14 protein-coding genes are annotated in these 13,379 nt (G+C 59.8%); 4 read left to right on the top strand and 10 right to left on the bottom strand.

Annotation, left to right across the window (positions count from 1 at the left end; all coding sequences use genetic code 11):
• Positions 1-2: 2 nt before the first annotated feature.
• On the bottom strand, positions 3-449 hold the full coding sequence (locus tag EHW12_RS24765) for a MarR family transcriptional regulator (protein ID WP_080961218.1): 447 nt from the start codon (positions 447-449) through the stop codon (positions 3-5).
• 12 nt (positions 450-461) lie between these two features.
• Positions 462-719, bottom strand: a complete 258-nt coding sequence (locus EHW12_RS35455) for a hypothetical protein (protein WP_241199038.1) — start codon at positions 717-719, stop codon at positions 462-464.
• A 293-nt stretch (positions 720-1,012) separates the two neighbouring features.
• On the opposite strand from EHW12_RS35455, the gene EHW12_RS24775 reads away from it, so the two are divergent.
• Complete coding sequence (locus EHW12_RS24775; protein ID WP_047271239.1) at positions 1,013-1,690, top strand: TetR family transcriptional regulator; 678 nt, start codon at positions 1,013-1,015, stop codon at positions 1,688-1,690.
• Complete coding sequence (locus tag EHW12_RS24780; RefSeq protein ID WP_050656413.1) at positions 1,687-2,607, top strand: TIGR01777 family oxidoreductase; 921 nt, start codon at positions 1,687-1,689, stop codon at positions 2,605-2,607. The genes EHW12_RS24775 and EHW12_RS24780 overlap by 4 nt, the downstream gene beginning before the upstream one ends.
• Here EHW12_RS24780 and EHW12_RS24785 read toward each other — a convergent pair.
• Positions 2,565-3,533 (bottom strand): NAD(P)/FAD-dependent oxidoreductase, encoded by a 969-nt coding sequence (locus EHW12_RS24785; protein WP_037125744.1) that lies wholly within the window; start codon positions 3,531-3,533, stop codon positions 2,565-2,567. The genes EHW12_RS24780 and EHW12_RS24785 overlap by 43 nt on opposite strands.
• A gap of 94 nt (positions 3,534-3,627) precedes the next feature.
• Here EHW12_RS24785 and EHW12_RS24790 point away from each other — a divergent pair, with 94 nt between their 5' ends.
• The gene (locus tag EHW12_RS24790) at positions 3,628-4,149 is read left to right on the top strand and encodes a MarR family transcriptional regulator (protein WP_083056713.1); all 522 of its coding nucleotides are present in this window, start codon (positions 3,628-3,630) and stop codon (positions 4,147-4,149) included.
• A gap of 36 nt (positions 4,150-4,185) precedes the next feature.
• On the opposite strand, the gene lipA is transcribed toward EHW12_RS24790, so the two are convergent.
• Entirely contained in the window at positions 4,186-5,214 is a 1,029-nt protein-coding gene (gene lipA / locus EHW12_RS24795; protein ID WP_064443745.1) for a lipoyl synthase, read from the bottom strand.
• A 568-nt stretch (positions 5,215-5,782) separates the two neighbouring features.
• Between lipA and EHW12_RS35925 the strand changes: the two genes are divergently transcribed.
• Entirely contained in the window at positions 5,783-5,911 is a 129-nt protein-coding gene (locus tag EHW12_RS35925; protein ID WP_265154139.1) for a hypothetical protein, read from the top strand.
• Positions 5,912-6,340: 429 nt separating this feature from the next.
• Here EHW12_RS35925 and EHW12_RS24805 read toward each other — a convergent pair whose 3' ends face one another.
• From EHW12_RS24805 to EHW12_RS24830, 6 genes are all read right to left on the bottom strand, one after another.
• Positions 6,341-7,552, bottom strand: coding sequence for an acyl-CoA dehydrogenase family protein (locus EHW12_RS24805; protein WP_125051969.1), 1,212 nt, complete (start codon positions 7,550-7,552; stop codon positions 6,341-6,343).
• Between the two features lie 72 nt (positions 7,553-7,624).
• On the bottom strand, positions 7,625-8,662 hold the full coding sequence (locus EHW12_RS24810; RefSeq protein ID WP_030538055.1) for a phosphotransferase family protein: 1,038 nt from the start codon (positions 8,660-8,662) through the stop codon (positions 7,625-7,627).
• 25 nt (positions 8,663-8,687) lie between these two features.
• Entirely contained in the window at positions 8,688-9,785 is a 1,098-nt protein-coding gene (locus EHW12_RS24815; protein WP_125051971.1) for an alcohol dehydrogenase catalytic domain-containing protein, read from the bottom strand.
• A 25-nt stretch (positions 9,786-9,810) separates the two neighbouring features.
• Positions 9,811-11,124 carry a dihydrolipoamide acetyltransferase family protein gene (locus tag EHW12_RS24820; RefSeq protein ID WP_125051973.1) on the bottom strand — a complete coding sequence of 438 codons (1,314 nt, stop codon included), beginning with the start codon at positions 11,122-11,124 and terminating at the stop codon, positions 9,811-9,813.
• A 25-nt stretch (positions 11,125-11,149) separates the two neighbouring features.
• Positions 11,150-12,172, bottom strand: a complete 1,023-nt coding sequence (locus EHW12_RS24825; RefSeq protein ID WP_125051975.1) for a transketolase C-terminal domain-containing protein — start codon at positions 12,170-12,172, stop codon at positions 11,150-11,152.
• Positions 12,169-13,152 (bottom strand): thiamine pyrophosphate-dependent dehydrogenase E1 component subunit alpha, encoded by a 984-nt coding sequence (locus EHW12_RS24830; protein WP_125051977.1) that lies wholly within the window; start codon positions 13,150-13,152, stop codon positions 12,169-12,171. Before EHW12_RS24830 ends, EHW12_RS24825 begins: the two co-directional genes overlap by 4 nt.
• Positions 13,153-13,379 lie beyond the last annotated feature (227 nt).

The following is a 13,379-nucleotide window of genomic DNA, read 5'->3' on the forward strand; positions in this document are numbered from 1 at the left end:
TGTTACCGTCGATCAAGCGTGCCGAGCATCGCGACGAAGGCCGCCTGACGATCCCCCAGAGCGGCGAAGAATTCCCGGTCCGAAGATTCCACCGCGCGGTTCGCCCTGCCGGCCAAGGCCGCACCCACCGGCGTGACGGCAAGCGAGCGAGCACGAGCATCGGTCGGATGTGGACGTCGTTCGACAAACCCCTTGGATTCGAGGGTCCGAATCACCTGTGACGTCATCATCGCGTCGGTGCGCGCGTACTCGGCAAGACCGCGTTGAGTTATCGGCGTCTCTGCATCCAGCCAGGTCAGTGCGGCGAGCAGAACGAACTGCACGTGGGTCAGGTCGAAAGGTCGCAGCGCCGCGCGAATCGAGGCTTGCCAAGCATTGGTGACACGCCACAACATCAGACCGGGACTCTCGTCCGCGTCCTCGAAGTCGGTTTCCAGTTTCTTCGCCACAGCGCCAGTGTGTCAGCTCGTCGTCGAACGCAGAACCTCGACGTCGTTGTCATCCAACGGAATCAAGCCACGCCGGAGTTGATACCCCCAATTCGGTGCCGAGGTCAGCGCCAATCGACTCCGGACTGCGTCGAGAGGAACGGGGTTGAACTGTTCGTACCGAACTCGCCGCCGAAACGGCTTGAAACACCCCTCGTCCGCCTGCCAGATCTCACCCTCTTCGATCACACCGAGAGCTGTGAACTCGCGCAACGGATCTCGGTCGCCCATGGACTCGACCGGCGAATAATAGACAAAGCACGTCACCTGCTTTCATCCGTACCAAACCAGCTCTCTTTCCGTGCCCGATCTGTGCGATACCGAGATCCACTGCGCGACGCACATGTTCGGCAGAGACAACCCCTAACCAGGCATTCATCGCCGGCCCCCTGGCGAACCGAAAGCACATTCATTCATGCATTTAGTATGCGCGCTTATTATCTTTCACGCAACAGATCCACTCTTGAACGTGTTCAACTCCAGGGCGTACGCTGCACTTGAACATGTTCAAAGAAGGAGTGTCGATGGGTAGTCGCGGGATCGAGACCAGGGAAAAGCTGGTGGAAACAGCATTGCGGCTCTTCCGCGACGAAGGCTTCGCAGCGACGACCATGCGCAAGATCGCAAATGAGGCAGAGGTCTCGCTCGGGAACGCCTACTACTACTTCGCCAGTAAAGACGAACTGGTTAACGAGCTGTATCTCGTCATCCAACGCGATCACCGCGCGCGGGCGCTTCCACTCCTTCGCGAAGGTGGGTCACTGACAGAAAATCTCACGATTGTTCTGCACACCGGACTCGATGTCATGGGGCCCTATCACGGCTTCGGCAGCACGTTTCTGCACGTTGCCCTGCCCACCACATCACAGTCCAGCCCGTTCTCGGCCGAGTCGACCGATGCGAGATCGATGGCCGTCGAATTGATGCGCGAAGCACTGGCGGCGTCGAAGCAGAAGACGCCGTCGTCATTGGAGACCCAGCTCCCAACACTCTTGTGGCTCAGCTATCTGGGCGTGACGCTGCACTGGGTCACCGACTCGTCTCCGGGGCAAACTCGTACCCGATCCCTGGTCGACGGCCTGGTCCCGATCATCGCCAAAGCGCTCACCCTCGCGCGGTTACCAGTGGCCCGCGGCCTGGTCGGCGACGTCGCCGCCCTGATGACCAAAGTCGTTTCTCCAGAGCGGAACAAAAAATCATGAAGACCGTTGTTGTCTGTGGTGCGTCGGGTTACGTAGGCCAACACCTTCTTCGAACGCTCGAATCCAACGGGGTCGACGTTCGGACGATCGGCCGGGGAGGAACGAGCGATGCCACGTGGTCCGACGAGCACGGCGTCGCCGATGTACTCAGCGGCACGGATCTGCTCGTCAACCTCGCCGGCCGCTCCGTGAGCTGCCGCTACAACAAGCGCAATGCCGACGACATCTTCTCCTCCCGAGTGGAAACGACTGCACTGTTGGGTCGTGCGCTGACCCGCACGCCGCAGCCACCCTCACTCTGGGCGAATGCCAGTACCGGCACGATCTACCGAGACGCACGAGATCGACCGATGGACGAGAAGAACGGAGAGCTGGGAAAGGGATTCTCCGTAGCGGTCGCGCGAGCGTGGGAACACGAATTGTTCTCAGCCCCAACGCCTGTTCGCAAAGTGGCACTTCGGATGTCGATCGTCCTCGGAGCCGGCGGTGGGGCGATCAATCCGTTCGTCAACCTCGCCCGAATGGGCTTCGGCGGACGAATGGGCGACGGCCGACAGATGTTCAGCTGGATTCACATCGCCGACGTCATTCGCGCGATCATCCACGTCTACGAGAATCCGGAGATCTCAGGCCCGGTCAATATCGCATCCCCGTATCCGGTAACCAACACCGACATGATGCGGATGGTACGAGCGAAACTTGGCCGACAATATGGGTTTCCGACGCCGGGCTGGATGCTCGAGTTCGGCGCACGAATCATCCGCACCGAGGCTGAACTGGTAACGAAGAGTCGCTGGGTTTCACCAGGGGTGCTCGCGGACAGCGGCTTCCAGTATCAATTTCCGACGTTGGAGTCTGCGCTGAACCAGATCGCTCAAGAGACCCCGCGAGGGTTGCTTCCGGTTTCACTCGGCTGAAGTTCGGCTGCGATCGCAACCGCTCGCACGATATCCTGCTCGAGCAGATAGTGATTCAGTGCAATCGCAGCCTTTGATCCGGCAGCGGCGGCGGTGATCAACTGCGCCGGAGAATCCGACACATTCCCCGCGGCCCAGGCTCCAGGCACACTTGTGCTGCCTGCAGGATCAGTTACCACCCAACCATTTTCGTCGGCTTCACACCCCAGGTCAGTCAACAGATCGCCTCGCGGAACAAACCGTGGGCCGACAAACACTACGCTTCGCGGAATTACCTGACCGGAGGCCAGTTCGACGCCGTCCAATCTACCATCGCCAACCGACACGCCAGCCACATCGCCTTCGACAATGCGAATCCCCCTGGCAATCAGCCGCTCCCGTTCGGCTCCCGTCAGCTCGATACGGTTGGGAAAGAAGACGACATCCTCCGACCATTGACGCACCAACGACGCCTGATGAATGGTGAACGGCCTATTGCCACCACCGAGCACACCGATCGGGGAATCTCGAACCTCGTACCCGTGACAGTAGGGACAATGCAGAACGTCGACGCCCCAGCGATCCTGCAGCCCAGCGATGTTCGGCAGCTCGTCACGTAACCCAGTAGCAACCAGAACAGTCCGTGCCTCCAGCGACGCAGTCGCGTCGGTTTGCACAAGAAACCCACCGTCGTCCGTGCGCTCGATTCGGATTGCGGTGCCAGTCGTCATTTCGCTGCCGTACTCGAGAACCTCCTTGCGGCCGGCCGCAAGTAATTGCGTAGGACTCTCACCATCCCGCGTCAGGTACCCGTGCAGGTGCTCGGAGACACCATTGCGCGGGTTACCTGCATCGACGATCATCACTCGCCGCCGAGCACGAGCCAGAACAAGCGCGGCACTCAACCCCGCCGCACCGCCACCGACAATCACCACGTCGAACCTCATGTGCTCCCCCAGTCCGCAGATCGTCCCACCCGAGACGGTGGGCTATTCTGGCAATCTAGCAAATTTGTTTACCGGTTAACAAAGTTGAGGAATCGTGAACGAACCAACACTCCGCTCCCGTACCTGCAACCTCTGGGCCGAAAACAATCCCGACCTCGACACCTCGCCCATGGAAGTAGTCGCGCAACTCAAACGGATTACGGCGCTTCTCGAACTAGCAGTCGAACCGGTATACCAAACCGCGGATCTCACCGTGTCGGAAGTGGAACTGCTTGTGCCACTTCGATACGCCGAGGAACCGGTCACCGCGATTCGTCTCGCCGAACGCCTCGGTATGTCTCGGGCCGGGGTCAGCAAGGCACTCGCGCGACTCGAGAAGCGAGGATTCGTCTCCCGCACAAGCAATCCCGAAGACAGGCGATCTGCACTGATCACGATGACGGTCCAGGGAAACGCTGTCGTCGACGACGTCTTTCCTCGCGAACTCGCCGCTCACGGTGAATTGTTCACCCAACTCGGCCGGGACCGGGGGAAGGTCCTTGCCGCACTCGAGCGACTGGCAGTATCCATGGAAAGTGGGCTCGATCGGATGAGCGATGCCCGTTCGCGTACCTGAGTCGCCCAATTCCTGTATCGAACTGACGTCGGCGCACTAGATATCGACGACGAGGCGTGCGATGAGTGAGCTGGCTTCCTGGGAAGCGTCGCCGCCCTCGGTCAGATGACGCTGCGCCTCGGGAAGTTCGCGGCCGTGATGTGCCATGGCCTGCGCATACAGGCGGCCGGCGCGGTACGACGAGCGAACCAACGGACCGGCCATGACGCCGGCGAAGCCCATCTCTTCTGCAGCCTTGGAGTGTGCGACGAACTCCTCGGGCTTGACCCACCGCTCGACGGGGTGGTGCCGGGGCGAGGGTCGCAGGTACTGGGTGATGGTGAGGATGTCGCAACCGGCGGCGTGGAGATCTGCCATCGCCTCGGTGACCTCTTCAGGGGTTTCGCCCATGCCGAGGATCAGGTTGGACTTGGTGACCAGTCCGTAGTCGCGTGCTGCGGTGATGACGTCGAGGCTGCGCTGGTACCGGAATGCCGGACGGATCCGCTTGAAGATGCGGGGGACGGTCTCGAGGTTGTGTGCGAGTACCTCGGGGCGTGAGGCGAAGACCTCGTCGAGCAGTTCGGGCTTGCCGTTGAAGTCCGGAACCAGGTTCTCGACGCCGGTGCCCGGGTTGAGTTCGTGGATCTTGCGGACGGTCTCGGCGTAGAGCCAGGCGCCACCGTCGGGGAGGTCGTCGCGGGCGACGCCGGTGATCGTGGAGTACCGAAGGCCCATGGCCTGAACGCTTTCCGCGACGCGACGGGGCTCGTCGCGGTCGAGGGCTTCGGGCTTGCCGGTGTCGATCTGGCAGAAGTCGCAGCGGCGTGTGCACTGCTCGCCGCCGATCAGGAACGTGGCTTCGCGGTCTTCCCAGCACTCGTAGATGTTGGGGCAGCCCGCTTCCTCGCAGACGGTGTGCAAACCTTCACGCTTGACCAGGCCCTCGAGCTCCGTGTACTCAGGGCCCATCTTTGCTCGGGTCTTGATCCAGTTGGGTTTGCGTTCGATGGGCGTCTCCGCGTTTCGGATCTCGAGACGGAGCAGCTTGCGCCCCTCCCCGGTGGTTCGATTGTCGTGCGTCACGACTTTCCTCCAAGCATTCGTTGGGTCTCTGTCATCGCGTGAGCACAGAGGATGCGGCAAGGTGACTGCCTTCCAAGGCTGCAACTGCGCGGGTGATCAATGGTGTCACCAAGGCCGACACATCGCCGAATCTATTTGTGCTCGAGAGCCATTCGCGTCTCTCATCGCACAGTTCCAGCACACGTGCAGCAACCTCGAGAAACCCCACCGAGTAGAACCACGGCAACACGCGTGTATCGACATGGAAGGTAACTGACCTTCGATACCGGGACAACAACTGCTCGAATGCCGGGTATCCGAAATGAACTGAAGGGCAACCCGATACAACGCTGGGAATTCCTCTCAAACCTGCCCAGAAAACGTAAGCGATACCAACGTCCAACAGCGGGTCACCGAAACCTACTCGACGCCAATCTGTCACTGCGCGCAATAGTGGGGAGTCGGCGAGGTCGAAAATCGTTCGATCCAGACGATATTCGCGGTGGAGCAAGCAGGGCTTCCGCGGCGCCGGCACCGATCGCGCGAGGGAATCGAGGAGCGCGTTCAACGCAGGCCTCACACTCAATTCGTGCCGAGCGAGCCTTATTCCAATCTCGGACAGGTAGTTGCGCAGTTCCCCGCACATCCCGGGGAGAGCACTCACACCGTTGAGGCCGACTTCGAGCGAATGAATCCCGGCAAGCGTGTCGGCAAATGAGTTCGCTACCAGGCTTCTCGCGCCGATCTCGACGTCGGCTAACTGAATGTCGGTCCGGAGAGATGATCCATGCACCCGTCGAGAGACGACCAATCCAGAGACTTCGTCCCGGTAGACAAGGAGAGGTACTGGAATGCTGCTCTTTTCGAGCATGCGCAGCGCAGTGGCCTCCGCTCGAATTCCTCGTGTTCCAAGACTGTCATCACTGCTCGACGAACAGCGCAAGATCCATGCTCCTTCACCGCTGGTCAAGGAGTAGGCCTGACCCGGCGGCGAACTGGAAACCTTGTTAGCACTGAATCGCGAGTACCGATCCAACTCGCCACAGTCGATCAGACGCCGTCGAATCTCACCGATATCGAATGGGAGTTGCATTCCCACCAGTTATCCCCATTCGGCATCGATTCGTCATTCGTGAAACCCGGACCGCTATCGATGAAGGCGCAATTCTCGTGACGCGACGACCATCCGATGAACCTCGTCAGCGCCGTCGATGAAACGCATGGTCCGAGCCTGCGCCCACAACATCGCCAGCGGATAGTCTTGCGTCATTCCGCCGGCGCCGTGCACTTGAATTGCCTTGTCGATCACCCAACCCACAGCATCCGGGGCAGCCACCTTGATAGCCGAAATTTCCGTACGCGCCTCACGCGCCCCAACTGTGTCGATCAACCACGCAGTCCGCAGAACGAACAACCGCAACTGATCGATCTTCACACGGGACTGCGCAATCCAATGCTGAATGATCCCCTGATCCGCCAAAGACCTACCAAAGGCCTCACGCTCGTTCGCCCGGCGGCACATCAACTCGATCGCACGCTCTGCCATCCCGATCATGCGCATGCAGTGATGAATGCGCCCCGGACCAAGTCTGGCCTGCGCCAACGCTTGCCCCCGACCACGCTCGCCGAGCATGTGGTCCTTGGGAACAAGCACGTCCTCGAAATGCACCTCCGCGTGACCGCCATGGGCACCGTGAATGAAGCCGAACATCTTCAGCCCCCGGACAATACGCACGCCGGGAGTCTCACGCGGAATCAGAACCAAACTGTGGCGCGACCGCGGATCCGCATCAGGATCTGACACCCCCATCACGATCAACAACGCACAATCGCTGCTCATCGCGCCGGTCGACCACCACTTACGTCCATTGATCCTCCAACAATCACCCTCATCAGTGATTGAGCAGGTCAAGTTCGCGGGATCAGACGACGACACATCCGGCTCCGTCATGCAATACGCCGACCTGATGTCACCGTTCAACAACGGATCGAGCCACCGATGTTTCTGCGCCTCAGTCCCGAACAGCGTCAGCAACTCCATGTTCCCGGTATCGGGCGGGTTGCAGTTGAACGCTTCCGGCGCAACCTCAGGACTCCAACCCGTTACCTCGGCCAACGGTGCGTACTGCAGATTCGACAGTCCCGCACCACGCGGATCGTGCGGAAGAAACAAATTCCACAACCCCCGCGCCTTCGCGTGTTCCTTCAGCTCCGCCATCACCGCCGGACGCTCCCACTGCCGATCCCCAGCTTCCGGGTTGTCGTGGAAGAAATGCTCTGCAGGAAAAACGAACTCGTCCATGAATGCCGACGCAAGTTCCTTCAAATCAATAGTCTTCGCGTCGAACTCGAAGTCCATGTCACACACCTTCACCCTTCGTGGGCCGAGTACGACCGAGATCAGAAATTACTGTTTGACAACAATTTTCGGCTACGCAAGTGCCGAGAGCCCGCGCTCTGCCAAAGGAACGACCATCGAGCCGATGTCCTCGAAACCGTCGCCGACTGTTTCCCCATTGACGAAGCGAAGATGGATGCCTTCCAGAATCACTGCCATCTTGTAGAATGCGAAGCTCGAATACCACTGCAGCGCATCGGTATCGAACCCGGTACCTAGGGAATATCTTTCGACAAGGTCGTCGAACGAGGGGAAACCCTCATGCGCAGAAGGCGTCCCGGCAATCGGATTATCGATACCCGCCCATCCCGACCAGAACAGATGGACTAAACCCAAGTCTGTCAACGGATCACCCAGTGTTGACATCTCCCAATCCAGCACTCCGACAATGTCCGACGGGGCACCTAACCGAACAATCATGTTGTCGAATCGAAAGTCGCCGTGAACGATCGAGGTTGCAGACTGCCCCGGAATCGACGACGCGACCCGCGCCCCCAGTTTTTCCAACATCGGAAGATCGCGAGACTTCGACGACGCCAACTGCTTGCTCCATCGCCGTACCTGGCGCTCGAGGTAACCCTCCGGCCTACCGAAACCAGACAAACCCAGGCTACGAAAGTCTTGCGTGTGCAGTGCAGCCAGGCAATCGACGTAGCGATGCGCCAACTCGGAGCGATTGCCCTCGTCCACGGAAGCGAAGTCGTCATCGGTTCGCAACACCTGACCTTCGATCTTGTCCATGACGTAGAAACTTCCACCCGATGTCGCGTCGAACTCCTCGGAGAACACGATCCGCGGAACCGGGACAGCACTTTCCGCGAGGGCTCGCTGAACGGTCACTTCCCGACCCATGTCGTGAGCAGTCTCCAGACGGTGACCGATCGGCGGACGACGCAGAATCCATCTTCTCGACTTACTCGCCAACTCGAACGTCAGGTTGGATCGACCGCCTGCCAATAGTCGCACAGTCAGTTCCTCGCCCGTACCCAACTCACCCATCTCGACCAACCTGGACCGAACCAAGTCGGCGTTGAACTGCTCGCTCTCCGCTATTGATTCAACCTCATTCATTACAACGTCCTCATCCCATAGTCCGTTACTCGACGCCACAACGCACCACACCCGCACCGGCGGGCAGGTCGGGCCGAACCAAAACCTTCACGTGCTCTATCTCGTCACCCGCGGCCGGGCGCAGCGCAGAGAACACCTCACTCACCGCATCCAGCCCGGCAAAGCCCGTGACCATCAATCCCGGATCGAAACGACGCTCCACGATATGTTCGAAAGTTCGGGAAAACGCTTGGTACGTATGTTCTCCACGCCCCGGACCACCCACGAATTCCAAACTCACATTCTTGAGAATCCCGATTACGGGTCGAATCGACTCGTGCTCCATTGCCGATCCGACAATCACAATGCGTGTGAACGGTGGAACGACAGACATCAAGGAACCCAGTAGATTCCGCGCTCCGGATGCTTCGAAGACAAATACTTCGGTATCTGCCGGAATCATTCCTGCAAGTGTGCTCAGTGGATCCGAGTGCCTCGGATCGACTGCCACATCGGCCCCGTACGCCAAAGCCACAGTTCGTCGAAGTTCCGAAGGGTCGGATACGACGATGGGGTGAACGCCACGTTGCGCCAATTCGATGACTGCGCCGAGTCCCACAGGCCCGCAACCGGTCACCACTGCGGCGGCGCCGGCAACGGTTCGTGAACGCAGCACGGCGTTAACACCAGTGGCGAGAGGTTCGGTCACTGCAGCGGTAACCGGATCCACGTCCGGAGGGATGTGCAGGTGCCCTCCAGCCTGGATAACAACCCTTTCAGCCAGCCCTCCCGGCTTCGAATTGCAGTATCCGACTGTATGAGTCAATCCATCGTCGTCAACGACCCACGGCAGAACCACCAGACGGTCACCGACTGCGTAGTCGACCACTCCGGTTCCCAACTCGGTCACCGTTGCAGTGAACTCGTGTCCGAATACAACATCGTGCGCCGGATCGAACAGCGCTCCCGGCACGTCCGCCTCACGATGCGCAGCCAGGAAATCATCGGTGTGCTGCCAGGCCGAAAGATCACTGCCGCAGATCCCGGTGGCTATCGGCTCCACCAGAAGCTGATTCGGTCCCGGTGACGGCTCCGGAATGTCGGCAAGTATGACGTCTCCACCTCGAAGCACTGCTGCCCTCATCTGATGTCCTCACGTCGAGAAGTGCCTACGATTTTGTCGGCCATTGTTCGAGATACTTCTGTACGGACATCAGCGTGCGCAAGGCTTCGGCGCCGTCGAATGCCCTGTGGTCGAAGGTCAATCCGAGTCGTGCAATGGGCCTGATGGTGAGGAGCTCGGATTCACCGTCGACGCTCTTTCGCGCGACGGGGGTACGCACGATGGCTGGGAGACCGATCGAGGCAACTTGCGGACGAGTCAGGATCGGAGTCGAGACCACGCCGCCGACACTTCCCGAGTTGCTGATCGTAATTGTTCCGCCCGAAAGATCCTCCGGCTGCGCGGAACCCGAGAGTATCGCACTACTGGTCGCGACTATTGCGTCCGACAGTGCCTCCAGTTCGAGATTCTGCGCATCACGTACGACGGGGACGATCAGTCCGTCCGGAGTGTCCACGGCAATTCCCAGGTTGACAGTGTTCCATCGCACGAGGTGCTTGTCCGTGAACGTGGCATTGGCATCCGGGTGGTCTGCGAGCGCCCGGCACAGTGCGTGACCGACAAAGGGAAGGAAACTGAGTTTCCCTTCACCTCGAGCTGATCTCTCACGGTTGATCTTCGCTCGGGCTACTGAGACCGCAGTGAAATCGACATCAACCTGCGCCGTCAATTGAGGAGCCGTATTCCACGATTCTGTCAGATTCTTGGCGATTGCCCTACGCAGGCGAGTGTGTTCGATAGCCGTGTAGGTCACCGCCTCGTATCCGGCGGGAATCGCCACGGTGTCAGCATCTTCCGGTACTCGATCCCTGGCTCCCGGCAAGAATTCGCTCTTGCTCTCCAGCGACATATCAGTCGAGCCCGAATCGAGGCGGAGGCGTCGACTTCCTTCGGGCGGACGATTGACCGGAGAGAACCACGACGCAGCCAACACCAGTGAATCGTTGGGTGGGCGAGAACCCTCGGCGGCGACTGTCGGGGCCGCGCTCTCGAGAGCCCGATCCGGCGAAATCGGGAACGGACCCGCGATCGGACCCGATGTCGACGCCGCCGGCGCGACATCTTCACCGACTGCATCTTCACCGGCAATGGCTTGCGCGACGGCTACCGGGTCGGCGTCGAGTGAGGCAAATCGAGCAATGACGTCACCGACAGGAACCTCCTGATCCACTGCGGCAACGTAGCTGATGAGGATTCCCGAAGTTGGCGAGTCGACTTCGGTGTCGACCTTGTCGGTCGACACCTCACAAAGCGGATCGCCCTCGGCGACCCTGTCCCCAGGCTTGAGCAGCCATTCGGTGAGCAACGCGAATTCCACCGACCCCATGTGGGGCATGTGGACGTCGAATAGTGTGAGCATGGTGAATGTCCTCGTAGTCGAGTAATTAGTCGCGAACCAGGTGACGGGCCGTCTCGATGATGTCGGAAACACTTGGGAAGCAATGATCTTCGAGGAACCGACTCGCCGGAATAGGCGCATCCACAGAACCGAGACGCGCGATCGGAGCGTGGAGCCAGTAGAAGCAACGCTCCTGGATGAGCGCAGCGATCTCGGCGCCAGGACCAGCGGTTCTCGGCGCCTCGTGAACGATCATCGCCCGCCCGGTCCGCATCACCGACGCGATGATCGTGTCGTGGTCCAGCGGAACCAGCGTCTGCAGGTCGACAACCTCGAGTTCGATGCCCTCCGCAGCCAGCACGAGCGCTGCTTCGAGGGAGCGAGGCACCATACATCCATAGCTGATGACGGTTACTGTGTCGCCGCGCCGTGGAATCGATGCTTTACCCAAGGGCATTACGTACTCGGGATCGGTGAATACCTCACCCCGTTTGAAGTTGAGCTGCTTGCTCGGGTAGTACAGAACAGGATTTGGGTCCCGGATTGCGGCCTTGAGTAGGGCTTTCGCGTTGGCAGGATTGGACGGGACAACTGCTTTGAGCCCTGGAAAATGCATCGGTAGCATCTCCATCGAACCCGAATGTTCTGGTCCTGCACCACCGCTCGGCCCGATCGGCATGATGATCACAGCGGGAAGTTCGAATTGACCACCGTGCATATGGCGCCACTTACCCAGTTTCTGAAAGATCTCGTCCCCGGCGATCAAACTGAAGTCTGCAAACCCCAACTGTACGATCGGACGCATTCCGGTCATGGCCGCCCCGGCGGCCGCACCCACCATGAATGCTTCGGTGATTCCGGTGTTTCGGATCCTGTCCAGGCCGAATTCCTCTACCAGGCCTCGGGTTCCGCCGAAGAACCCGCCTGAGGCAATGTCCTGCCCCATGAGAAACACCGAGGGGTCACGGCGCATCTCTTCGGCAATCGCCGCACCCTGTGCTGCCTCGTAGCTTTGCACCGTAGTTTCCGGAGGCGTGCGGTTGACAGACGTGTCGTCAGTGATAGTCATGCAAAAACGTCCTTCATGATAACGGAGGGGTCAGGCAAAAGAGCGGCTTCTGCCTCGGCGAGCGCTTCGGCAACTTCCGCACGCGCTGCGGCGACGATCTGGTCGGCCAGCAAAGCATCGAGTCGAGAACGCATGATGTCCAACGGATCTCGGTACGTCGACAGGAAGTCTTCCGGGCGATACTTCTGCGCGTCACCTTCCCAGTGTCCACCGACACGGGTGACGACTGCCTCGATCAACGACGGCCCCTGACCATCGCGCGCTCGATCAATCGCAGCCTTTGTCGCATGGTAGACAGCGACGGGGTCATGACCATCGACGCGAACGCCGGGAATCCCGTATGCAGTCGCGCGTTCGGCGATAGTGCGTGTCGGACTCACAGATTCAAATGGGGTGGTTACCGAGATTCCATTGTTCTCACAGAAGTAGACCAGCGGTAGTTTCCACCGCGATGCCTCGAGAAGAGTTTCATGGAAGGTGCCACGTGCCGCCGTCCCGTCGCCGAAGTCCGCCAGCGCAACTTGCCCAGTGCCTCTCATTTGCGCCGACAATGCCGCGCCTGCTGCCACCGGATACACCGAACCCAGCGTCGCACCCTCCCCCATGATTCCCAGCGCCGGATCAGCCCAGTGAGGAACGCCGGCACCCTTTCCGCCGGTAGAACCTGTCACTTTTCCAAGCAGGTCACCGATGATCGGCCCCATCGTCATCCCTTTGGCAAGCGGCCATGTGGCTCCTCTTCCCTGATAGAACAGATAGTCGTCGTCTCGCATCGCTGCCACCGCTCCAGCGACAGCACCTTCCTGCCCTTTGCCCGGATGCCAAAATCCGGCAAATCCGTGGTCCCGGATGTGAATCTGCACCGCGTCCTCGATCGCACGCGCACGGGCCATGACGGTGAAAATGTCGATCGCCAACCGTGGGTCGAGTGACTCCGGTTCCACTACTTCGGTCAGCTGTTCGCTTGTGTGCGTGGCCATTCCGATCTCCTTCTGACAGTCCGACATGCAAGTACGAGGTTCGCGCCTTTGACAACCCGGCATCGATTGCCATTCGTGTGGCTGCTGTCACATCACCCTATGTGGATCAAGTGATTCAATCAAGTGCATTCTCTAAATCGACTGAGATCTACTCAGACATCACCGGGTCAGCAGGCCGGAAATCAGGCCGCGACATCGCGATATGATGGGGTCAACAAACCGAAAGG

The sequence above is a fragment of the Rhodococcus sp. NJ-530 genome (genome assembly GCF_003860625.1).
Taxonomy (GTDB): Bacteria; Actinomycetota; Actinomycetes; order Mycobacteriales; family Mycobacteriaceae; genus Rhodococcus_F; species Rhodococcus_F qingshengii.